The 22,504-nt window shown below is 54.1% G+C and carries 20 protein-coding genes; 6 read left to right on the forward strand and 14 right to left on the reverse strand.

Annotated features, from left to right (window positions below; translation table 11 throughout):
• Positions 1-14 precede the first annotated feature (14 nt).
• The 4 genes from HBUT_RS03145 to HBUT_RS03160 form a co-directional block, all read right to left on the reverse strand.
• Positions 15-989, reverse strand: a complete 975-nt coding sequence (locus tag HBUT_RS03145; protein ID WP_048061729.1) for an ABC transporter ATP-binding protein — start codon at positions 987-989, stop codon at positions 15-17.
• A 152-nt stretch (positions 990-1,141) separates the two neighbouring features.
• Entirely contained in the window at positions 1,142-2,179 is a 1,038-nt protein-coding gene (locus tag HBUT_RS03150; RefSeq protein WP_011821783.1) for an ABC transporter ATP-binding protein, read from the reverse strand.
• 1 nt (position 2,180) lies between these two features.
• Positions 2,181-3,392: an ABC transporter permease gene (locus HBUT_RS03155; RefSeq protein ID WP_011821784.1), complete on the reverse strand. Its 1,212-nt coding sequence runs from the start codon at positions 3,390-3,392 to the stop codon at positions 2,181-2,183.
• A 16-nt stretch (positions 3,393-3,408) separates the two neighbouring features.
• Positions 3,409-4,407, reverse strand: a complete 999-nt coding sequence (locus HBUT_RS03160) for an ABC transporter permease (RefSeq protein ID WP_011821785.1) — start codon at positions 4,405-4,407, stop codon at positions 3,409-3,411.
• A 397-nt stretch (positions 4,408-4,804) separates the two neighbouring features.
• On the opposite strand from HBUT_RS03160, the gene HBUT_RS03165 reads away from it, so the two are divergent.
• Positions 4,805-7,024 carry an ABC transporter substrate-binding protein gene (locus HBUT_RS03165; RefSeq protein ID WP_011821786.1) on the forward strand — a complete coding sequence of 740 codons (2,220 nt, stop codon included), beginning with the start codon at positions 4,805-4,807 and terminating at the stop codon, positions 7,022-7,024.
• Positions 7,025-7,122: 98 nt separating this feature from the next.
• On the opposite strand, the gene HBUT_RS03170 is transcribed toward HBUT_RS03165, so the two are convergent.
• A complete protein-coding gene (locus tag HBUT_RS03170; protein WP_011821787.1) occupies positions 7,123-8,007 on the reverse strand; it encodes a universal stress protein in 885 nt (294 codons plus the stop codon).
• A gap of 405 nt (positions 8,008-8,412) precedes the next feature.
• On the opposite strand from HBUT_RS03170, the gene HBUT_RS09985 reads away from it, so the two are divergent.
• Together HBUT_RS09985 and HBUT_RS09990 are read left to right on the forward strand one after the other, a co-directional pair.
• On the forward strand, positions 8,413-8,751 hold the full coding sequence (locus HBUT_RS09985; protein WP_048061419.1) for a phosphorylase family protein: 339 nt from the start codon (positions 8,413-8,415) through the stop codon (positions 8,749-8,751).
• A gap of 34 nt (positions 8,752-8,785) precedes the next feature.
• Positions 8,786-9,037 carry a nucleoside phosphorylase-I family protein gene (locus tag HBUT_RS09990; protein ID WP_267195216.1) on the forward strand — a complete coding sequence of 84 codons (252 nt, stop codon included), beginning with the start codon at positions 8,786-8,788 and terminating at the stop codon, positions 9,035-9,037.
• Between the two features lie 338 nt (positions 9,038-9,375).
• Here HBUT_RS09990 and HBUT_RS03180 read toward each other — a convergent pair whose 3' ends face one another.
• The 5 genes from HBUT_RS03180 to HBUT_RS03200 all read right to left on the reverse strand — a co-directional run bounded on the left by HBUT_RS03180 (position 9,376) and on the right by HBUT_RS03200 (position 15,645).
• Positions 9,376-11,517, reverse strand: coding sequence for a GNAT family N-acetyltransferase (locus HBUT_RS03180; RefSeq protein WP_011821789.1), 2,142 nt, complete (start codon positions 11,515-11,517; stop codon positions 9,376-9,378).
• Between the two features lie 451 nt (positions 11,518-11,968).
• Positions 11,969-12,736: an ABC transporter ATP-binding protein gene (locus tag HBUT_RS03185; protein ID WP_011821790.1), complete on the reverse strand. Its 768-nt coding sequence runs from the start codon at positions 12,734-12,736 to the stop codon at positions 11,969-11,971.
• A 6-nt stretch (positions 12,737-12,742) separates the two neighbouring features.
• Positions 12,743-13,522: an ABC transporter ATP-binding protein gene (locus tag HBUT_RS03190; RefSeq protein ID WP_011821791.1), complete on the reverse strand. Its 780-nt coding sequence runs from the start codon at positions 13,520-13,522 to the stop codon at positions 12,743-12,745.
• Positions 13,523-13,527: 5 nt separating this feature from the next.
• On the reverse strand, positions 13,528-14,652 hold the full coding sequence (locus HBUT_RS03195) for a branched-chain amino acid ABC transporter permease (protein WP_048061420.1): 1,125 nt from the start codon (positions 14,650-14,652) through the stop codon (positions 13,528-13,530).
• A gap of 6 nt (positions 14,653-14,658) precedes the next feature.
• Complete coding sequence (locus HBUT_RS03200) at positions 14,659-15,645, reverse strand: branched-chain amino acid ABC transporter permease (RefSeq protein ID WP_048061421.1); 987 nt, start codon at positions 15,643-15,645, stop codon at positions 14,659-14,661.
• A 253-nt stretch (positions 15,646-15,898) separates the two neighbouring features.
• Between HBUT_RS03200 and HBUT_RS03205 the strand changes: the two genes are divergently transcribed.
• Positions 15,899-17,224, forward strand: a complete 1,326-nt coding sequence (locus tag HBUT_RS03205; protein ID WP_011821792.1) for an ABC transporter substrate-binding protein — start codon at positions 15,899-15,901, stop codon at positions 17,222-17,224.
• A 487-nt stretch (positions 17,225-17,711) separates the two neighbouring features.
• On the forward strand, positions 17,712-18,122 hold the full coding sequence (locus HBUT_RS03210; RefSeq protein WP_194840494.1) for a hypothetical protein: 411 nt from the start codon (positions 17,712-17,714) through the stop codon (positions 18,120-18,122).
• Between the two features lie 115 nt (positions 18,123-18,237).
• On the opposite strand, the gene HBUT_RS03215 is transcribed toward HBUT_RS03210, so the two are convergent.
• From HBUT_RS03215 to HBUT_RS03225, 4 genes are all read right to left on the reverse strand, one after another.
• Positions 18,238-18,807: an archaemetzincin gene (locus tag HBUT_RS03215; protein ID WP_011821794.1), complete on the reverse strand. Its 570-nt coding sequence runs from the start codon at positions 18,805-18,807 to the stop codon at positions 18,238-18,240.
• Positions 18,808-18,824: 17 nt separating this feature from the next.
• Positions 18,825-18,968 carry a hypothetical protein gene (locus tag HBUT_RS09460; protein WP_153801369.1) on the reverse strand — a complete coding sequence of 48 codons (144 nt, stop codon included), beginning with the start codon at positions 18,966-18,968 and terminating at the stop codon, positions 18,825-18,827.
• A 5-nt stretch (positions 18,969-18,973) separates the two neighbouring features.
• Positions 18,974-19,603: a hypothetical protein gene (locus tag HBUT_RS03220; RefSeq protein WP_011821795.1), complete on the reverse strand. Its 630-nt coding sequence runs from the start codon at positions 19,601-19,603 to the stop codon at positions 18,974-18,976.
• Between the two features lie 244 nt (positions 19,604-19,847).
• Positions 19,848-20,960 carry an aminopeptidase gene (locus HBUT_RS03225; protein ID WP_011821797.1) on the reverse strand — a complete coding sequence of 371 codons (1,113 nt, stop codon included), beginning with the start codon at positions 20,958-20,960 and terminating at the stop codon, positions 19,848-19,850.
• A 121-nt stretch (positions 20,961-21,081) separates the two neighbouring features.
• On the opposite strand from HBUT_RS03225, the gene HBUT_RS03230 reads away from it, so the two are divergent.
• Positions 21,082-22,071, forward strand: coding sequence for a potassium channel family protein (locus tag HBUT_RS03230; protein WP_228546785.1), 990 nt, complete (start codon positions 21,082-21,084; stop codon positions 22,069-22,071).
• The last annotated feature ends 433 nt before the right edge of the window (positions 22,072-22,504 follow it).

The raw sequence follows: 22,504 nt of genomic DNA on the forward strand, positions 1-22,504 counted from the left end.
TCCTTAGCTGTGGGCTATCTGTAGAGCCAACATGCAACCCAGTGGCCGCGCTCGGCCTCGACGAGTGGTGGCTCCTCCCTCCTACACCTTTCGCTGGCGTAGGGGCAACGTGTATGGAACCGGCATCCGGGTGGCGGGTTGATGGGGGAGGGAGGCTCGCCTACTATTCTTATCGGCTTCTTTGCCCGGGCCTTGGCGGGATCAGGTATGGGTATGGAGGCTAGTAGCATCTTGGTGTAGGGATGTAGCGGTTTTTCAAACACCTCCTCTGCAGGGCCGAGCTCGACTATCTTGCCCAGGTACATGACTGCTATGTAATCGCTCATGTACCTCACGACGCCGAGATCGTGGCTTATGAAGAGGTATGTCAGTTTCCTCTTTGCCTGCAACTCTTTTAGGAGGTTTAGTATCTGAGCCTGCACCGATACGTCGAGAGCGCTTGTGGGCTCGTCAAGCACCATGAACTCAGGGTTTACCGCGAGAGCCCTTGCGATAGCTATTCTCTGCCTCTGCCCGCCGCTAAACTCGTGGGGGTAACGGTAGACGTGGGTCTCGTTGAGCCCAACCTCCTCTAGTAGCTTCACAATGTATGCGTAGGGGTCTCCAACCTCTACCCGGTGGACCTTCAATGCCTCCATGATTATGTCGTAAACGGTCATCCTTGGGTTGAGGCTGCTATATGGGTCCTGGAATATCATCTGCGCCTTCTTCCGGAATGCTTTAAGCTCCTTACCTCTCAGCTCGAAGACGTTCCGTCCATCAAAGAACACGTAGCCACTTGTCGGCTCTATGAGGCGTAGAATAAGCCTACCAATAGTCGTCTTGCCGCTGCCGCTCTCCCCTACAAGCCCAATGGTCTTGCCGCGTGGAATAATGAACGAGACATCATCTACGGCCTTGACCCAGCCACTAACCCTGATGAACCCCCTTACAGGGAAGTACTTCTTAAGCCTATAGACAAGTACGTGGGGTTCCTCGCCTGGAAACATTCTTGCAAGGCTGTTGACAGCTTCTCTGTATACCTCCCCACTATTGCCGCGAGCCACCTATACGGCACCTCACACGGCTTAGAGACTCAAGTTGGGGGGCCCGGCACAGCCTTATATACATCATACAACCCGAAGGCTTAGCGTAAATAAAATCAATGGATAAGCCTGGCTGGGTTGGGATGTTTGTCTATGTATCTCCAGCAGGCTACGCGGTGCCTCTCGTTAACCCATATCTCCGGCGGCCTATCCTGACGACAGATCTCTGCCATGTAGGGACATCGTGGATGGAATCTGCAGCCCGGCGGCGGGTGAATGAGGTTGGGCACAGTGCCCGGTATTGATTCCAGCTTCTCTATCTTCTTCGTGGGGTCCGGTACCGCCCTTAGGAGGAGCTGAGTGTAAGGGTGCAGAGGGTTGCTGAACAGCTCCTCTGTGGGTGCCTCCTCTACTATGATGCCAGCATACATTACTGCAACTCGGTCGCACATCTCTGCTACGAGGCCCATGTTGTGTGTGATGAGTAGCAGGGTTAGACCCTCCCTCCTCTTGAGCTCGCGTAGCAGCTCCATTATCTGAGCTTGAATAGTCACGTCTAGCGCTGTCGTAGGTTCATCGGCTATTATTAGCTTGGGATTGTTTGCAAGGCTCATGCTTATCACTGCTCTCTGCTTCATCCCGCCGCTCAGCTCGTGGGGGTAAGACTTCACCCTCCTCTCCGGGTCTGGTATCAACGTCTTCTTCAAGAGCTCCACGGCCCTTGTGAAGCCCTCCTTTATCTTCTTTATCATGTCATGTACAAGCATGGTCTCCGAGATCTGGTAGCCAATAGTGTATAGTGGGTCTAGCGCTGAGCCTGGATCCTGGAAGATGTATGCTATCTCAGCACCCCTTATGCGGCGTAGCTCCTCCTCACTCAGCCTCATAATGTCTATCCTCTTGCCCGGCTCTGGGTAGTAGTATATCTCGCCCTTCTCAATCCTACCAGGAGGTTGTATGAGCCTCGTTAGCGCCCTAGAGGTTACACTCTTGCCGCAGCCGGTCTCGCCAACCAGGCAGTACGTCTCGCCCCTCTCTATGCAGAAGCTTACACCGTAGATCGCCTTGACTACGCCGGCATACGTGTAGAAGTTGACGTACAGGTCGCGAACCTCGACTATGGGGTCCCGGCAGCGAAGCATACCGCCACCCATTTCACTCGCCACCCCCACCAGCTGCCTCTTCCTCAGCCTCAACCACCTTCTTCACCTTGAACTCTATGCTCCTCCTAGTCCTAGGGTCTAGTATGTCTCTCAGAGCGTCGCCGAGCAAGTTGAAGCCGAAGACTGTGAGGAATATCATTAAGCCTGGCCAGAATATTAGCCACCAAGCTCGGGGGAAGTACTGGGCTCCGTCGAATATTATCCTGCCCCAGTCAGCTAGCGGCGGGACAACACCTAGGCCTAGGTAGCTTAGTCCAGCCTCCGTGAGTATAACACCACCCATGTCCATCGTTACGTATACTAGTACAGGGCCAATCATGTTTGGCAATATGTGGCGGAACATTATGCCTAGAGTGGAGACGCCTAGAGCCCTTGCAGCCTCAACGTAAGTGTTCTCCCTTACACTAAGCACCATGCCGCGCACGAGCCTCGTATAGGATGGCCACCATACCATCCAGAGTGCAATTATTACAGATGCCAGGCTGGCAAGTGCGGGCTCATGCTCAGGCTTGACAGCGAATAGGTAGCGTAAGATGGTAGCAATGTTCGGGTACTGCTCGAAGACCCCTTGCAGCGCGTAGGGTAGCGTTGCTGAGAAGGCTATAGCTAGTATTAGCCCTGGGAACGCGAGGAATATATCGGTAATCCTCATTATAACCTCGTCAACAGCGCCGCCATAGTAGCCTGCAACGAGCCCCAACAGTATACCTATGGTTGCGCCTACGCTAACTACAAGTATTGCGACGACAAGACTTGTACGTGCACCATAGAGTATCCTGCTGTAAAGGTCTCTACCAAAGTTATCCGAGCCAAGTATGAATGTGAAGTTGCCGGGCTCCAGCCCTACCCTACGACAGTATGTGCTATTTCGTATCTCGATAGTTGTACCTGGAGGCGCTAGCTTGGATTCAAACTCGCCAGGCTTCTTGGTCTTCTCGCAGAAGATAAACTGGGTATCGTAGCTTACCGGGGCGATGTATGGCCCAATGATTGCAAGTATTACAAATGCAGCTACCAGCACGAGGCCAGTAAGGCCTAGAGGTGAACGGTTGAGCGTGTATAGCATTAGCTTCCACTCCTCGAGCCGGCCCTGGTTCTTCAGCTTCCAGCCAGGCCTAACACGGTCTATGACTATTGCAAGCCCATCAACCAGCTTGTCAGCAAGCCTATCGAGGATCTTCTTCTCGTACACGTACTCGGGCATGTGTATTCACCTCCCTCTAGTATCTCACCCTGGGGTCTATGATGGCGTAAAGTATGTCTATGATCAAGTTTATAGTCACGTATATCAGTGCTATGAATAGCACAGCTGCTATCAACACTATGTAGTCGAAGTTGTGTATCGCCCTGATCATGTACGTGCCAAGCCCCGGCAGGTTAAAGACGGTCTCAGTAATCGGCGCGCCCGCCAGGAGCCCGCCAAACATTAAGCCCAGAACTGTAACAACGGGGGTTAGCGCGTTTCGGAGCACGTGAATGTAGATTCTACCACGGGGAAAGCCACGGGCTTCCATGAAGTTTATGTATTCTCCGCTAAACGCGTCGAGGAAGCTATTCCGCACGATCCTTGTTATAAAGCCTATGCCGCCGTAGGCGAGCATGAATGCCGGCAGCCACATTCTTTTGATAAACAATACTATGTACTCGATGTCCATCTTTAGGAAGGCATCTAGTATCGGTATGCCGGTAATCCTATAGTCTGGCATTGGGAATCCTGTAAGGCTTATGAGGCCGCGTGGCTGCAGCACGAAAATTAGAAGGTAGGCTAGCCAGAAGATTGGCGTCGATATTCCGATGAGGGCGAAAGCTCTTATCACAACATCAATCCACGTATCCCTTTTGATGGCGGCTATTATGCCTAGAGGTATACCGATAGTTATTATGAATAGGAATGCGAATAGTGTTAGAGGCAGCGTAACCGTCAGCAGCTTCTCCATAATCTGATCCCAGACATTTGTGTGCGTCACAGGGCTCACAGCCTCACCACTCAGCACCTTCTTGAGAAAGAAGTAGTATTGTACATACCAGGGGTCGTTGAGGTGGTACTCCTCGATAAGCCTCTGGACAACCTCGGGGTCAGCCTTCTCGCCGCCAGCCCATAGCCTAGCTGGATTAGCTGGTATCTGTACAGCAATAATGTAGACGAGGAATGTAACACCTATCACTGTTGGCACGAACGTTATGAGTCTGCGGAGTAGGAAGCGGCGTAGATTGGCCAATTCCCTAACCCCCATTCACCCGCGCTACTGAGATGATACTTCGTACATGTTGGCTCCGGGCTCTGGGATAAGGCTGCCCCCTATTAGTGCTTCCCTGCACAAAGCCCAGTATTCAAAAATACTATTCAAAAATACTATTTAGCTTGTATCTAATTACAAAGTATATATACATTATTGAATACACGTAAAATATACAACGTTCCCACTCTAGAACCCTTCAACTACTGCCTGGAGCCATCAATTCCGCTTGCTTCGCCATAACTTCCTCCGACGTCTATACATCTGAGCACAGGGTAAAGCATAGTCAAATCCCACGCTTGCACAACAATAAAAGCTTTTTAAAGGGGCCAAGGGGTAGGCTAGAACCCGATAGAATAGGTAGCCCGTAGACATATGGGTGGGAGTTGTGGCGAGTCGTGCGGCTTTAATAGCTGGTATTGTTGTGCTTGTTGTTATTGTTGCTGGTATTGCGGTCTACTTTGCCTCCAAGCCTGAGGAGAAGCCTGCAGCACCAACCGAACAGCCAACAGAACAACCAACAACAACACCAACAGAAGAAAAGCCTGCTGAAGAGCAACCGGTACAGGCGGCAAAGCCTCAGCTTCCACCCGAGGTCAAGGTTATAGAGGTTAGCAAGGCTGTAATCGCTGTTGCACCAAAGGATGTAGCTGTCGAGGACATAGTTAACGCGATTGATACTAAGGGCAAGAAGCTGATAATTGTCCGCTACGAGGTTGATGAGGAGAACACTAAGCCGGTAGAAGAAAGTGTAGGCTTCTCCGACATAAACCCAGCATTCTATAGGAACACAACGATAGACGCACTAATCATAGCTGCGAGAAAGGAGACCAACCCCGAGATACGTGAAATGCTCTATGAAGCTGTCTACAAGCTGAGCAACTACGAGGTACCAATACTCTGGCTTGGCCAGTATATGCTTGTGCGTAGTCAGTGGAGCTGGGTGCACGGCCGCTACTATCACCCAACACTAGCTGAGCGCTACGACTTGCTATGGGAGGATCCAGCTGCGCCTGTGAAGAACCTGGAGTTTGGTGGCTACAAGAATGACCCCTCAACATACGTGATAGCAACTATAGGCTGGCCTGACACCTTCGACCCAGCAGCAGACTATGAGACCTTCGGCTGGGCGATATTCCACAACATTGGTGACACTCTAGTAACCTACTGGAAGGATGATACTAAGGAGGTTATACCAGACCTAGCTGTTGCATGGGTACACGATAAGGAAGGTACAACCTGGTACTTCGTGATACGTGGCGGTGTAAAGGCCTACGATCCATGGCACAACAAGGTCTACGATATAAGTGCTGTAGACGTGTTATTCACAATATGGCGTGTAGCGAGGCTAGGCCTAGACCCGAGCTGGATGGTTACAGAGTTCATTGACGTAAACAACTCCAAGGTGCTAACTGAGGAGGAGTTCGACCAGATACTAGCCCAGGGCGGCCTCTATGCAGACTACAAGGGCCAGACGATAGAGCCTAAGAGCTTGAAGGAGCTGCTAGAATTCTTCGGCTACGATGGTGAGACTGCTGGTGTTGTAATGCTCAAGCTATACATGCCGTACAGCCCGATACTCAGCATACTCAGCGACCCATTCCTAATAGTCATCCCGATGAAGTACTTGTTTGACAATGTCGACGAGTTGAAGGGCAAATATGAGGAGGCCCTGGAGGCAAGCCAGTACGGCAAGAACCCGGCAGCGTGGGCCAACTATATAGGCACGGGTGAGCAGGAGCCGACGCACCTCTACCTCCACAAATACCCCATTGGCACCGGGCCATACTATGTTGCCGAGTACAAGGAGGATAGCTACATAGTGCTAAAGTACAACCCATACTACTGGAACAAGAGCCTATGGTACATGGAGCCCTATGGTAAGGATGGTGTGCCAAGCCACCAGACAGTAATCTACCTTATAGCCAACGACCACGTAACAAGGCTGCAGATCTACAAGGCTGGCCAGGCCGACACAGCAGTTGTGCCGCTCGATAGGCTTGACGAAGTTAGAGACTACAAGCTGCAGGACAACCCACAGTTCAAGATAGAGGTGGAGACTGGCGGACTAGAGCCAGCGATAGTCTACATAGTGCTCAACGCTAACAAGGAGCCATTCAACAATAGGCTTGTAAGGCAGGCGTTAATGTATGCTATACCATTCGACCAGATCAAGGAGGTGGTATACTCCGGGTTCCTTGAGAGGCTATATGGTGTCATACCTGCAGGCTTCCCAGGCCACAACGATGACATAGTGATAAAGTACACGTTCGACCTAGACAAGGCTATGGAGCTGATACAGAAGAGCGGTATAGACCCAACCAAGTATAACATCGAGATCTGGTACAACGAGGGTAACGCACAGCGCGAACAGATAGCCACCCTGCTACAGCAGACATGGGGCCAGCTAGGCTTCAAGGTTGGCGTAAAGGCGCTCAACTGGCCAACGCTACTATCAAAGACCGAGAAGGGCGACTTCGACGTATACATCATCGGCTGGGCGCCAGACTACCTAGACCCAGACAACTATGCAGGCCCACTATTCTACGGTGGTACCAGGTTCAGCTTCCTAGAGGTAGTAGTACCAGAGCAAGGCTAACCCTCTAAGAGGGCCGAAGTGGTGCGACAAGCTGGCTCCGAACTTGTTTTTACGTGTTTTTCATTTCACGCTCTTCTCGCCCGCGCGTGCTCCCCTGGTTACTCTTGGACTGCGGGTGCTCTGCGACAAACTAGCACGTTTGTCTGAGCCCTACGCACCACAGTCTCTGTCGTAGCTCCTATCGGTGATGTGCGGCTCAAACCTGGGCCGACAATGATTAGTGCAGCGTCTAGCCTTGCTGCCTCCTCTATTATCCGTTTACCGGGCTTCCCTTCGAGGAGTCTAGTGTTCACAGCTAGGCCACGGTGTCTCGCTTTCTCTGCAAGCTTCTCCAGCCTCTCCCTTGCGAGGATGGGGTCTTCGCCTGGCTCGAGTACATGTAGCAGTGTAAGAGGATTCCCTGTATGCTCAGCAACCTCTACCGAGCATGTATACACGTCTTCTAGGTAGAGATTGAAGTCTATGGCTGCTACAACGGTGCCCTTGAGCGGGGGTGGCTGTACTGGCTCGCCGTCCGGGCTCCTCCGTATCCTTGCTATGAGCAGAGGTTTACGTGACGCGTGGAGTACCTCCTCGACAACACTGCCCAGTAGCAGTTCGCGGAGGAGGCCATGGCCTCGGGAGCCTAGCACTATGTAGTCCGCGCCGTATGCCTCGGAGGCTCTCACTATCCATCCAGCTGGGTTGCCAATCTTGGGCCTCGGCACCTCCACCTCAAACCCGTAGCGCTCCAGCATGCTTGCATACTCTGCAAGTTTCCCCAACGCCTTCCTCCTCTGCTCCTCAACAACCTTGTCAACAGACACTATCCCAGCCAAAAGTTCTGCCACAATGTGCTCTGGCACGACATGGAGAAGTATAAGTGTTGTTGTGCCGAGGAGTCTCAGGTTTGGAAGCCACTCTACAAGCACGTCAGACGATGGAGACATGTCTAGACCAACGAGCGCTGTAGCAAACCTCCATCCAGAATCCCTTATCTGCATATCATTGCAAACCTCCTGGAGACCACTACACTTATACAGTATCTAGCCCACCCCTAAGTCTAAACAATGCCTGGATTAACAACAATACAGCATAGCAGAGCTTGACAGCAAGGTACCAAAAGGAATGATCGGAAAACCGTGAAGAAGAGCGTTCCAAGAATATTCTGTACTTCGCTGAAGGGTTAAGAGTTGCCCAGCTATACGGCCCTCGACATAGTCGGTTGCTTGAACACTTAATGTGCGGGGCTTAGCCGGGGATGGTTTTCAGGTTCGGTCACGGGAAACCAGTCATAGACCCCTATGAACTCAAGAAGGACAGGGTGCTACAGGGCAAGAAGATAGTCCTCACGTTTCACCCCGCATTACTTGCTAAAGCGAAAAACGTGCTTGAGAATGTTAGGAGCTGTGAAGCTGAGCGGGTGGCTCTTCAAGAGCTTTATGGGCGTTTACCGTGGCAAGGAGGTGCTCGTTGCTCTTCCGTATCCCGGTTCTCCTGATGCTGTGGCAGTACTCGAAGTACTCGCCGCTATGGGTGGAAGCGTATTCGTGGTTGTTGGAAGAGTTGGAGCTATCCACCCAACGTTGAGTGTAGGCGACGTGTTTGTTCCAACGTGGGGGCTACGCGAGGAGGGTGTAAGCTTCCACTACGTTCCCGACACGGATTTCATCCCGAAACCTGATGCCGAACTGGCCGACGCTCTTTACAGACGTGCTATAGGGTTGAAGGGGGAAGAGGAGAATTAGGATCGTTAAGGGAGGTGTCTGGACTACCGACGCGATATTCCGGGAGACCGTTGACAGGGTTGTAGAGTACTCGTCAAAGGGCGTATATGGGGTTGACATGGAGTCCACAGCGTTGATGACAGCGGCTTGGTATAGAGGCGTGAGGCTAACCGTCATAGCATCCGTATCCGACGAACTACACCACGATGGAAGGTGGGTGAAAGGATCCCAGAGCAGGAGGCTCAGAGTAACAGAGAAGCTTATTGTTAGAGCGGCCCTTGACACGGCCTCGGATCTAGAGCCCTAGACTTTACTGGAGCCCTGATACAGTGAACATCCTAGCTCTACATCCTACTCTATATTTATAGCTTAAACTTATAGCTGGCCGGGCTGCGAGAAAGCTATCCAGAGCTCTAGGCGAGATATTGATCCTTGAAGCCTGGGCAGAAGCCTACAATCTCCATGTCCACGGTTCAGCGAACGCGCTTACAGCACCGAAGACATAGAGCCGGCGACATAGTTGATAGAGAAGCAGTCGAGTGCACGAGGAATCGGCTGGAGAGCATGAACATAGACAAGAGCCTCGGCACCTTGCCCATTCTTCACCCGTTACTGTCAGCGCCGGGGTAGCGTGGAGGTGCCTCCTCACGGGCTCCGACGTTGAGTCCTACTCCTCCTGCACCCAATTAATGCTTTGAGTGCTTCCCGCAGGAGCGCTTGTGCTTCTTCTACGCTGGCTCCCAGGATTTCCGCTGTTTCACCGATCGGTTTTCCTTGAAGTATTCTCGCCACGAGCGCTACTAGGCTGCGGTCATCTAGTCTGTCTTCGCAGCCTGCCAGTAGGGCTGATGCCGTGGCTAGGTATGCGGAGTCTATTACCTGCTCTAGCTCGACCACTCCCTCCATATAGGTGTTGAGCGCCTTGTGGTCCAGCTGTTCGAGTACTATCGGCGCATCGTGGAGGGGCTGGGTAGCCCTCAGGAGTATAGCCGTCTTTTCTGCTGCTAGGTCGCGGTAGGTGCTATGTGCACCTAGAACTAGCTTCCTCCGTGCCCTCCTGGAGGCGTTCGTGAGCACCTCTGCACCCTTGGGGGTTAGGGGCTTTGCGAAGCCGAGGTTCTTCTCGCCCGTAGCCTTGTTGTAGCGGGGGCTCACGTAGAACAGTGTGTAGCCGGTCTTAACCCAGAACCCTATGACGTCGTGGCGGCCAAACAGTGCGGCAACAATGTCTACTCCTTTGCCGCGGGCCCAGTCCTCGACAGCGCTTAGCAGCTTCCTGCCAAGGCCGCGGCGCTGCAGCTCGGGGTGGACGGCTATCCTCACGATCCTGGCAGCCTTCAGCTCCTTTGCCGCACTGTCTGCTTGGAGCCACAGAATCTTAAGAGCGATCCTCGCGGGCTCCTCTAGCCCCCACTCCTCCAGTGCCACATCGGCCGCAGCTGCTAGACTGCCACCGCAGACTAGGGCGTGAAGTATGTGGTTTCGGGACTCGAGGATGACGAGGAGGTAGTCGGGCTCCGTGCGATAGTGAGCTAGCGCTAGGAGTTGGACTAGCCTCCTAACAGCCTCCGGCTGCTCGGCGAGGCTGCGGGGCTCTAGCTGCTCAACCCTGCACTCATCAACACTGGCTGGAGCTGGGTAGTCGGGCTCGGGCTTTAGCACGAACACCCTGTTAACCCAGTCCTCGAGGGGGTCCCCGGGCGGGTAGCGTATCGGCTCACGTAGCTCAACCCTCTCAAGGGGCTTGGGGAGCACATCCTCGACCATGTGTTGGAACACTCTGCCGCTACCCTCGTAGCCGTGTATCGTTGTTGCAGCCAGCACTCTGCCGCTCTTCCAGGCTAGTCTACGGAGCCTTGCAACTCCCACGGCGGCGGCCTCGTCGACTACAAGGAGTCCGGTTGGCTTAGCATCGTCGGGAGCTGCGTAGGCTATACGACCCCAGGGCCCCGTAACAGCTACGACATCGCCGCCGACTCGGCGGATGCGGTAACGTAGGCCTAGGACTCGCAGGCCGCGAATGAGTCCCTTGTAGAAGCTCGCTAGGCTAGCAGGGCTAGGTGCGACGGCCACAGCCTCGCCAGCTGCTCCACGCTTTACGGCTAGGGCGACAGCTAGGCCTAGCAGGTAGCTCTTGCCTCTGCCCCGGTCGCCGGTTACCAGGAAGCTGCGATAGCCAGCGTCGAGGTATAGACTGAACCTGTCCAGCGCCTCTGCCTGGCTGGGCGTGGCGGCGAGCCCGAGGAGCCTCCTCGGCGCTCCAAACCTGGGCTCGTAGCCTCGGGGGCCGAGGAGCCACTCGTGGGCTCTCCCCCTGGGTGGCTGGTACGCGTACACCTCACCGGTATCAGCGTCGGCCCAGAGGAGCACTCTAGCCTCGCGCAGTGAGGAGAGGAGGTAGCGACGGTAGCCCCCCACGCCGCCACTGGGCCCTGGATTCCACTCGTGCAGCGGCGGTGCCATGATGACCAGCATTCCTCCCGAGGAAACTACTCCTGCGAGGCCTGCCACAAGGTTGGGTCGTAGCAAGCCGTCGGTAGCAATGATAACGTAGTCGGCCTCGCTGCCAAGTAGCCTCTCAAACCCGCCAGGAGAGCCGGGCCTGCAACGCCTGGGGACAGCAAGGGACTGGGGGGCCACAGCTATACAATTACCGTCCAGCACTTCAGCGGTAGTATTCAGCAGCCACTGGAGCCTATTGCTGTGAACTACAGCGAGGCCACGGTAGCCAGAGTTGCGTATCTCCACGGCGAACCTTGCAAGGCTCTCCGGGTGGCTATACTTCATGCCAGCTACACACCCTTCGGCAAGGAGATGGGAGAATGGGGCGGCGCTGGGGAGGCCACTATACCGGCCTTGCCGGTCCCCGCATCACCCCAACAGCGGGCCGGAGACTCGGCCCGGTCTGCGGGGCGGGGCCGGGGGAGCCCCGCGGCCCACCACGTGATGAATCTTCAGTCATGAGAGACACCTATAACAGTTAAGCTTGTCACTCACCCTGGCTATCCAAGGCTACCGCATGCGGGTTTGGGGCGCACATCGGCACGTTCAACAGAGTGGTGCTCTACGGTCTACTCCATGGCTGGAAGCGTTGATATACATAGTGGTGAATACATGCTGGCATGAGGGAGATCGGCAGGTGTAGCAGCGGCGATTGCTGGGAGCCAGAGTTTAACCGCTATTGTTGGAGGATGTTTCGGTGAGCAGGCTGTAAAAAGCTGTATGGGCTGGGGTTCAGCTACTTTGAGATGCCAAGGTATAGCTTGCTGAGCTCGGGATGTGACAGTATCTCCTTGGACGGGCCCTCATAGGCTACTCGGCCCTGGACGAGTATATACCCCCTATCAGCTATCTCGAGCGCCCTCCTGGCATTCTGTTCCACGAGGAGAACGGTTACACCCCTATCAGCTATTTCCCTTATCTTCCTGAATATCTCTTCAGCAATCTTGGGTGCCAGTGCAGCGGTAGGCTCGTCAAGTAGTAGAACCTGGGGCTTCATGAGGAGTGCCCTCGCTATTGCTAACATCTGTCTCTCGCCGCCACTCAGCGTGCCCGCTTTCTGTTTCCTCCTCTCGCGCAGCACTGGGAACATGTTGTAGATCTCCTCTAGCATATCTTCAAACAGCTTATCAGGACTAGCACCATCCTTTTGCGGTGAAGGGCTACTCGCATACCTTTCCCTAAACACTATCCTGGACAACTTTAGGTTCTCCTCAACGGTGAGCCTTGCAAATATGTTGTCCACCTGTGGCACGTAGGCTAGCCCGAGGTAGGGCTTTCTACTGGGAGGAATCTTGGTGATGTCTCTCCCGCCGAGAATTATCCTGCCACGATATACTGTTGTGAAGCCGAATATCGTCTTTAGGAGTGTACTCTTGCCGCTACCGTTTGGCCCAACAATGGCTACCAATTCTCCAGGCTTAGCCTTTACCGATACGCCGTAGAGTATCTGTAGCTTCCCATAGCCTGCGTGTAGTTCCTCGACGACGAGGGGGAGACCATTCACGGCCAATCACCCTCCAAGGTAAATGTCTAGCACGACCGGGTTCTCAGCAACCTCCTCCGGTTTGCCCTCGGCAACTATCTTGCCACGGTGCATTACGTACACGTAGTCGACGAAGTCGAAAAGTATCTCCAGCCTGTGCTCGATTATTAGGAAGGTTAGCCCGTACTCGCTTCTCAGCCTCTCTATCCCCTCGAATATCCTCCTGGCCAGGGTGGGATTCACGCCGGCAGATGGCTCGTCTAGTAAGAGTAGTTTAGCACGCGCCATTAGGGCGCGTGCAAGCTCCGCTAGCTTCATCTGTCCTCCGCTGATGTTTAGGGGGAGCATGTGATCCACGCTGGACAGCTCGACGAAGTCTATCCAGTCTAGTGCTTCTCCTGCCAGCTTTCTCTCCTGCCCCTCCCAGAGCCTCTGGAAAAGCGCTCCTGCAATGTTCTCGCCTTTCCGGTTCTCGGCAGCGCCTAGCACGTTCTCGAACACTGTTAGGCTCGTCCATAGCCTTGGATTCTGAAATGTCCTTATAAGCCCCAACTTGTATATCTCATGTGGCTTCCTACCCGCTATGTCGACTCCGTCGAAGATTATGCGGCCCTTGTCGGGCTTGTACAATCCAGCCACAACATTGAATAATGTCGTCTTACCACTACCATTGGGGCCTATGAGGCCAATTATGCTGCGACGCGGCACTCTAAGGCTTACACCGTCTACTGCACGTATGCCGCCAAAGTACTTGTAGAGGTCCTCAACAACCAATATGTATTTGTCAAAGTCGTAGCCTCCCTTCATGTTTTTCACCTCCTCATCCTAAGCTTGTCTAGGATGTTCTGCATGAAGGGCGGTGTTTTGCCACGTACAGCCATGTAGACCTTCCATGCAGGTGTCCTGACGGGCTTCTCTGGCAGGAGCCCGTAGGGCCGGAAGAATATGGCGAGTATTATTGCGAGGCCATAGACGAGGTAGTAGATGTAGCTCCCCCAGTCTAGCCCGTGGAATGCAGCTAGGTTTGTACCCACGGTGTAGCTGAGCCTCTCGATAAAGGCCATAGCGGCGGCACCAAGTATGCTGCCCACATTGTTTCCTACGCCGCCTACAAGCACGAATGTGAGGACCAGGAATGTAAGCTCGGGGAGATAGTTGTCTGGGTTTACGCTGCTAAAGTAGACCAGGGAGTAGACGGCGCCAGCTATACCGGCAAGGAATGAGCCTATAACCATAGCCTCTAGCCTTGCCCTGGCTACGTTCCTGCCGAGAGCCTCAGCTGCAACCTCGTCGTCCCGAATCATCCTCAGCTTTCTGCCGAAGGGAGAGTTCATCTGCTTCTCGACATAGTACAGGTAGAGGATGACAAGCCCCCATACGAAGAGGGCACGAAGTGTATCCACAAGCACTGCTGGCGGGTTGGGCCCAGCAATCCTGGCAGCTATTGACTTGAAGTCGGGGCCGGGTAGCGGGAGAGACATTGTGCCACCCATTATCGGCTTGTAGACCCTAATTACAAGCCACACCAGCTGGGCAGCCATCAGCAGTGCGATTGCCAGATAGTCCTCTCTCAGCCTTACAGCGGGATACGAGAACGCTACGGCCATCACTACAGCGATAGCGCCGCCTATCAAGGCGGATATGGCAAACACAAGCCATGTATCTAGAGGGTGCTGCTGGTACGCGGGCAGTACCGCCCCGTTGTAGTACCCGAAGAAGTCCAGTGTTGCCGGCGATGCCGGATCCATACCTAGGAGGAGTGGGGGTCCAATCCTCGTAGCGGTAATCGCCGCTGCTATGCCTCCAGCAGCTATGAAGGCGGCCTTTCCAAAATTCGGTATGCCCGCCCATCCATACTCTATGTTCATGCTTATAGCTAGTAGGGAGTAGACCCCCGCCACTACAAGGTATTGTACAAGGAAGCTAACCACATCCACACTACATCACCTCCGTCCTATCCTCCAAACTAGCCTGATAAGCCTATACCAGTCAATTCCCGCCAGGCCCTCCGGGAAGAAGAGGAGCACGAGGAGGGTCAACGCGAAGGGGACTGAGAGGGCTAGAGAGCTATCAAGCCCAAGGCTTGATGAGATCCAAGCAGCAGCCTCGTTGTAAGCAAGGCCGAGGAGTATGCTCGCAGCAAGCGTTCCATAGAAGCTGCCTAGGCCGCCGAGAACTGCTGCAGCGAATATTGAAAGTAGGTTCATCCAGCCAAGCTCTACTATAGGCCTCTCTCCCGGAGGCCCCGTCAGTATAAACATTAGTACTCCTCCAAGCGCCGCCAGCCCTCCACCTATAAACCAGGCTATGGCTTGCACCCTGAAGCTGTTTATTCCAGCGGCCTCGGCGAGTGTGGGATTATCAGCTACTGCTCGTAGAGAGATACCGAGCATTGTCTTTGAGGTAAACAGCGCTATTAGTACAAGCGCTGCAACAGCTAACACAATACTCAGCAGCTCGGCAAGATCTATCCTAAACCCAGCCACGACGTACTCAGCAGCTCCGGGGGATGGCAGGCTAAGCCACTGGAACAAGCCTGCGACAATGTAGAGCAGGAAACGTATAACCATCATAACACCTATGCTAGCCACCATAAGCTGGAGAGGTGTTGCCCCCCTCCTTGAAAGCGGCCAGAAGACGGCAACGAACGTGGCAAGAGATACCAGCCCACCGGCCGCGAAGACAAGGGCTAGCATCCAGAGATTGTCCGGGCTGAGAGATGCACAGTAGACTATGTCGTAGCCTTTGCAGTTTGCAAAGCTGTGCAGAGCTGCTACAAGCAAGAGATACGTTATCACTCCAATACTTGCGAACTCCCCGTGGGCGAAGTTGGCGATTCTACTGACGGAATAGTAGATTGCAAGACCGCCAGCCATTAGTGCTAATGCAGAGCCCCACGCCAGAGAGTACACTATGAAGCTTAGCTCCATAGCCATCACCTCTCAACGCTTGAAGCCTTGCTGCCATGAATGTTGCAGCCAACCCGCTCGTTACGGAACCACGCTTTCTGCAACAGTTATATATTTAACGGCTCCACTAATTGTAACATCGATAATCATTTAGTACAATTCACGATAACAAATGAGAGACATGCGAATGATTTTATCATTATTTTATATCATTTACATGTAGAAATACTTTTAATATGGGGTGATTGGAATCCCCGGACGAGAGAGTGGGATCATGAAAGGATTTAGAGCAATCTCAATATATGTTGTTGTGGGCCTGCTAATACTGGGCCTGCTAGTAGGCCTAGCAGTAGGCTACTTTATTGGTGGCGGCGGCGGTGAGAGTAAGTCAGCTACTAGTACACCAGCCTTCAACGAAAGCTCAAGCGTAAACTTTACTGCTGCAGGAGGCGGCCTTCAGGGCGAGATACCTATCGGCATATTGCTCCCGCAGACGGGAAGCTTGGCGCAGGATGGAAGGGACAATATTAAGGCTGCCAAGCTGGCAATAGAAGACTTTAACAAGCTACTAGAGTCGATAGGTGCTCCATTCCGCTTTAAGGCTATAGTTGCTGATAGTGGTACTGACCCCAATAAGGCGCTTGCAGCACTACAGACACTCTACAACCAGCACCACGTACAGATTGTCGTGGGTACTGATAGCAGCTGGGTGCTAAGCGGCGTAATGAGCTTTGCCAACGAGCACCACATAGTCATGATAAGCCCAGCCAGTACGAGCCCTGCGCTAGCACTGAAGGACTACATATTCAGGATCGTTGGCAACGATAAGGGTCAGGGTAAGGCGCTAGCAGCACTAGTTCACAATAATGGGTTCAACGCTGCTGTCGTGATATTCAGAGACGAAGCTTATGGCCGTGGCATAGCTGAGGCATTCAAGGAGAACTTTGAAGCCTTGGGTGGTACAGCGGTCCTAGTACCGTATAACCCACAGAAGAGCGACTATGCTCCAGAGGTTCAGAAGCTAGCATCGGAGGTTGAGAAGCTCCTCAACGAGGGTAAAAATGTTGCAGTTATCATCGTCGCGTTCGAAACAGACGGGATAAACATACTGAGCCATGCAGCCGATATACCGGTGCTAAGCCAGGTAAAGTGGTTTGCCAGCGAGTCTATCAGGTCGCCAGCGCTGCTCAAGGCCCCTGACAAGGTTAGACAGTTTCTAGCCAAGGTGGAGCTTGAGGGTACATTCCCAATACCGCCCAAGAGCCCGCTAGGTGAATGGTTTGAAAAGCACTTCGAGGAGGTATACGGCCATCCGCCAGAGTCTCCGTTCTCGCCATACGCTTATGATGCCGCCTACCTGGCATGCCTGGCTGTAACCATTGCAGGTAAGTACGACGGTACGGTCATAGCTAAGGTGTTGCCGGAGGTGGCTAAGAACTACTATGGTGTTACGGGCTGGAAGTTGCTAGACGAGAATGGTGACCTCAAGTACCAGGAGTACAGCATCTGGAAGTACGTCTGCGAAGGGGGATCCTGCGAGTTCATCGATATCGCCATATACGATCCACAAAGTGGCAAGATACAGCAGATAGCAGGCTAGACCTAATCTAAACGCCTAGTACACATCATAGCCCAAAGCCTCTTTTTTACAAGCTTCATGGACACGGCATGGGCTTATTAGGATTGTTAGGGGATGGCAGCATAGTGTGGTCTTCACGACTTTGGCGTGATGGTTTGTCTAGGGCTCTCCTATCCGGACTGCCAGCACCAGCGTGCATGTATATCCTTGAAACGGTGTAGGGTGCCTCATTCGGAACAGCGCCAGCCGGTAATTCCATGCTGTTCGATCTAGCAGCGTCGAATAGCTCGGCTATCGCGTCGTGGTAAACAGCGTTTTAACACGTATTCTACGAGAATACGGTACTGATAATATGGTGGTTCAATAGAATTGCATCAGTGTTTAGCTGTGAGGCTAGGAGCCAGGCTTGTTTAATCCCAGCTTCATGAGGGGATTCTAGCCCGCGTCGTATGTAGGGCAACATCTATAACGGGTTAGACGTGTCTTGCTAGTCTTAGTGGGTGTTTCTATGTCGAAATTATTGTCTGTCAGTAGGGAGGCCGGGTTCGAGGAGCGTGTGCGTAGATTCTTGGAGCTGGCTATAAGGCGGTATAACAGGTACCGTGGCGTTGAGTCTACTGCTAAGCTGCTAGAGGTAAAGGGTGATGTAGCCTACGTCGTGTTTGAGGGTAGCTTCTGCGAGACCTGCGGTATCAACGACTGGGTAGATGATCTCAAGTACGTGATCGAGGATCTTGGTGGAGAGGCTGAGCTCATAGCAGTTGTTGAGCCTCCGTCGAGGGATGAGTTCTTCGACTACCGTATAGGCGTGTTTAAGATTAGGAAGGTTCCTGAGAACCTGGATGAGCTTGAGAGGGAGGAGGAAGAGCTCGAGAAGTACTTCTCCCATCAGAACGAGGAGGCGGCACAGAGGGTCTAGAACCTCCCTCTGGATAGCATTCCTTCGCGGCTATTGCTGAACGCTAAGGCTTGCAGGGCTTGGTTCGCTATAGCGAAGAGAGCGTCGGTGACATACCCTGAGGCTGTGTTTTTATTCAGGCTCCGAGTATGTAGGCTGGCGAGACCCTTACACCCCTGGCGGCCAGTTTTACTGTACACCGCCTACAGTACATTGGTTTCTTCTTATCAACCCCCCATATGCTATTGCTGAAGTTCATGACGCAGCCCGGGGTAGCACAGTGCTCCAGGCCAAGGGCGTGGCCAAGCTCGTGTAGCGCTTCCTTCAGAAGCCTCCTACGATAGAGAGCTTCGTTTGGCGGCTCACCGTAGAACTCTGGGTGCAGCCTCGCAGTGTAGACCACGGCGACACCCCGGCCCAGGAGTGCCTGGCCAAATACAAAGTTGAGGCCTGGCGTATAGGCGTCAAAGCCTGCCACAACCAGTAGGGCATCGCCCCTAAGCTTCTCGTGGAGAATAGCTGCAAGCTCCAGTATAGCGTCGCTGAGGTACTGGCGGCGCACCGGGTCATAGGCTGACGGAGGCGGCTCCAGCTCCTGCTCCACGATGTTTACGTGTGCGTTACTGTAGGCCTCCCTGAGCCTAGCAGAGAGAAACACCAGATCATCCCGCTCAACGTGTGTACCCGCAATGTGTATGACTACCATGATGTTGTGCCTCCATACTATGCTAGAGCTAGAGCGGCAGCTAGTAGTAGTGTGAAGAGAGTCAAGCGTATGAGTTCTACCATGCCTAGAAGCCTTATCCTAGACATTTGTATCTTCCTGGCCCGCAGGGCGTTCCACACCAGCTTTATGGTGGGCTCCACGCATGTCAGCAGTGCAGTGCAGGCTTGACAGCTGCAGCAAGGGGTAGCGCAGGGAGCCATAGCGCTAATGGTAAGAGAGGACTCGTACTGCGCATGGGAAGCCTCGACTCTACATACGCTGCTGTGCTAGCAGTGTACAGCGCCATGAGGCCTGCAGCTGTGATGGTTAGAGTTGTGGGCTCGCCAGCGAGGACAGAGGCTAGTACAGCGGTATAGGAGAGAAGGGCAGCGTCAGCTATGTAGCCCATAGCGGTGCCTAGGAGACCCCTCACAGCCGCAGCGGTGTAGCCAGCGAAGAGAGGCGAGTAGGCTAGGAGCGCGGCAGCAACAGCACTACGCCCAAGAATGAATGCAGCTGCGTACGGCAAAACATTGACACTGGCAACGGCTGCTACAAGACGTGCACAGCGCCTCTTCGCAGCATCAAAGGCGGCGTCGAAGGTCAACACGTGCAGAGATACGGCTGCCGCAGCGAACAACAAGCCCCACAAGGTGACAGACTCCATCGACACGACACCGACAGCGGCGCTAAACACTATGATGCCAGCAGCACTAGGCTCCCGGGGCAGCCTAACAAGGCCGCGGAGCCCTACGCTGCAGCCTCGCCCCATTAAGGGACTCCCATCGAGCGGCAAAACAGTAAACCATGATATGGCTGGCGTGGGAGCCTCCACCAGCCAGTATGCAGCCCCTCGCGGCTCAGTGCTAGAGGGAGGAATCCAGCTTGAAGGAACGTCCTGGAGAACGACTTGCAGCCCTTAAGAAGGGGGTAGGGTGTTATAGCTCCTTGGGCGGTGAGGATCGCCTGCGACGAAAGAAGGCCGCCACAGTGTTGGCGGCGATGCTGATGGAAGAGCCGTGCCGAGCCCTCCTCCCCTTCTAGAGTACATCCTTTATGAAGCGGCCGTTCTCATATATCAGGTCGCCGTCAGCGTAGACCTTGTGGCTCCAGAGGCTCCTTATCATGTCCCAGTGGATGCTCGACTGGTTCCTCCCGCCAGTCTCGGGGTAGGATGCTCCTAGTGCTATGTGCATGGTGCCGCCTATCTTCTCGTCGAATAGTATCTCCTTGGTGAACCTGTCAATGTTGTAGTTTAGCCCGAAGGCTAGCTCTCCCAGCCTCCTGGCTCCCTCGTCTGTCTGGAGCATCTTACGGAGAAAGTCCTCGCCTCTCCTCGCAGTGGCCTCTACGACTTCGCCGCGGCGGAAGACGAGCCGTACACCCTCCACCTCGACGCCCCGCCATATGGCGGGGTAGTCGAACTCTATGTAGCCCTCAGCTGTGTCCTCCACCGGGCCGGTAAAGACTTCGCCGCCTGGCATGTTGTAGCGGCCGTCATCGTTTATCCACTTCCTCCCCGCGACGCTCACCTTGAAGTCTATACCGGGCCCCTTGATGTGTAGCTCTGACACCCTGTTCAACATGTCCACTATCTTCTGCTGCTCCCTAGCCTTCTCTCTCCACGCAGCTATGGGGTCGTCGCGGTCAACCATGGTTGCACGATATACGAACTCTTCAAACTCGAGAATAGACATGCCAGCCTCCTGGGCCATAGCCCGTGTTGGGTAGGGCGCCAGGGTCCAGCGCAGCTCGCCTCTCGCGCTCCTCTCCATGTATATCCTTGTCAGCTCGAACCGGGCCCGGCTACGCCTAGCCATCCTCTCCGGATCAACGCCATTCAAGTGCTTGGTATGGCTCGGCGCCAGTATGGATATGGAGACGTCAATCTTTTCGGCTAGGAGCTTCTCCACGGGGCTAATATGGTCTAGGACATTGTCCTTGGCGTACCGGTAGAATATTTCATCGAGAACCTCGTCTCGGAGGCTTACGAGGAGCGGGTACCCGCCCCGGCTAACGACCTCCCGGTAAAGCTCCCGCACTAGAGGCAACGCCTCAAGTCCAGCAGATATAACGACTTCGTCGCCTGGGCGAATGGAGACACAGTATTCTGCAATCAGCTTGGCAAGCTTTGAGATACGAGGGTCGGGCATAGCCTAGCCGCCATATGACACGGGAGTCCCGGCCGTAAAAGAGGCCAGCGGCCACGCTTCCCTTAACACCAGCCTCACGGGAAGCTTGGGCAGCAGGGAGGGGCGGGCAGTATTGATATTCGTGATATACCGTGTCATAAGGAGGTTGGTTAGAGAGCTTGCAGGCAGGATAACAATTATCCTTGTCGCGTTTGCGGGGCTTCTACTCGTTGCAGGTGCCATTTTCAGCTATGTCGAATATCGTGGCCTCTGGGAGGGCGTCTACTGGGCCTTCGTGACAGCCACGACGATAGGCTACGGCGATATATACCCGGAGACGTGGCTCGGGCGCGTCGTAGCAGTAGCAACAGCTGTAGCTGGCATAGCCCTATTTACGGCACTCATAGGCGTTGTGGCAGACCATTTTGCCGCGAAAGCTGCCAGGGCTGAGAGGGGTGAGCTACCAGTACGCGAGAAGGGCCACATAGTGATTATGGGCTGGACACGTCATACAGAGAGACTAGTCGAGGAGCTGCGCGCAAATCTTTCCGACAAGCACATAGTCCTGCTAAACACTGATGGCCCCGTGATACGTACAGCAAGCATTACAACCGTGCGTGGTGACCCCACGAGGACCAAGGACCAGCTAAAAGCTAGCACAGACAAGGCCTGGGCAATAGTAGTCTCTACTGGTGACGACTCAAAGACGATACTAGCAGTACTCCACGCCAGGAGGCTCAACCCCCAAGCACTAATCGTCGCGGAGGCGCTCGAAGAGGAGAACATCGACCCGATAAGGCAGGCTGGCGCCGACCGTGTAGTATACACGGGTGGTCTTGGAGGAGACCTCCTGGCAAGCGCAGTCTTCGAGCCCTCAGTTCCACGGCTCATAGCTGACCTAGCTAGTAGTGTTGAGGGCATAGCAGACCTTGTAGAGGAGCCCGCCACGAGCTATGCAGGCAAGACGTTCCTGGAGGCACTAGTAGAGGCTAAGAAGACCGAGGACAAGCTATTGGTAGCCGTGGTAAAGCATGACGGGATGATAATCGCAAGCCCGCCACCAGACTACCGGATAGAGGATGGCGACAAGCTAATCGTCCTAGTAAAGTCGCACAGGGAGAAGAGTAGCTGAACTCTAGCAAGCCGTAGCAAAAACACACAGTAAACAAGCTGGTGACGGCTTTTGGTGGATTGGCTATCCTAAAGCTTGTCCTGGAGGACGTGGTATAGCCCGCTCCCAGAGGACGAGCAGACATGACCAGCAGGATAGCCATGCTAGACCTGGAGGCTACGTGCCTCCGCGGCCCCGCTGCCGCATAGCATCGCTAGCCCTCATTCCCCAGGTCGCCAAGGCCTCGGCTAGGCTCCACAGTTTACGCCGTGGAACCCCTGGGAACAGGTGGGAGAAACAGCCCTGGTGTATGGGGTAACCTCCAGTGACGCCCCAGGACCACAGTCAAACACCAGCCTCGACGAGGCAATTAGGGCAGCGCTAAGCTACACACTCATAGCCTACGGGGCCAACTACATCAGCCCACTCCTAGCCGAGGCCGAGAAAGGGAAGC

Source organism: Hyperthermus butylicus DSM 5456 (assembly GCF_000015145.1).
In the GTDB taxonomy this organism is placed as follows: domain Archaea; phylum Thermoproteota; class Thermoprotei_A; order Sulfolobales; family Pyrodictiaceae; genus Hyperthermus; species Hyperthermus butylicus.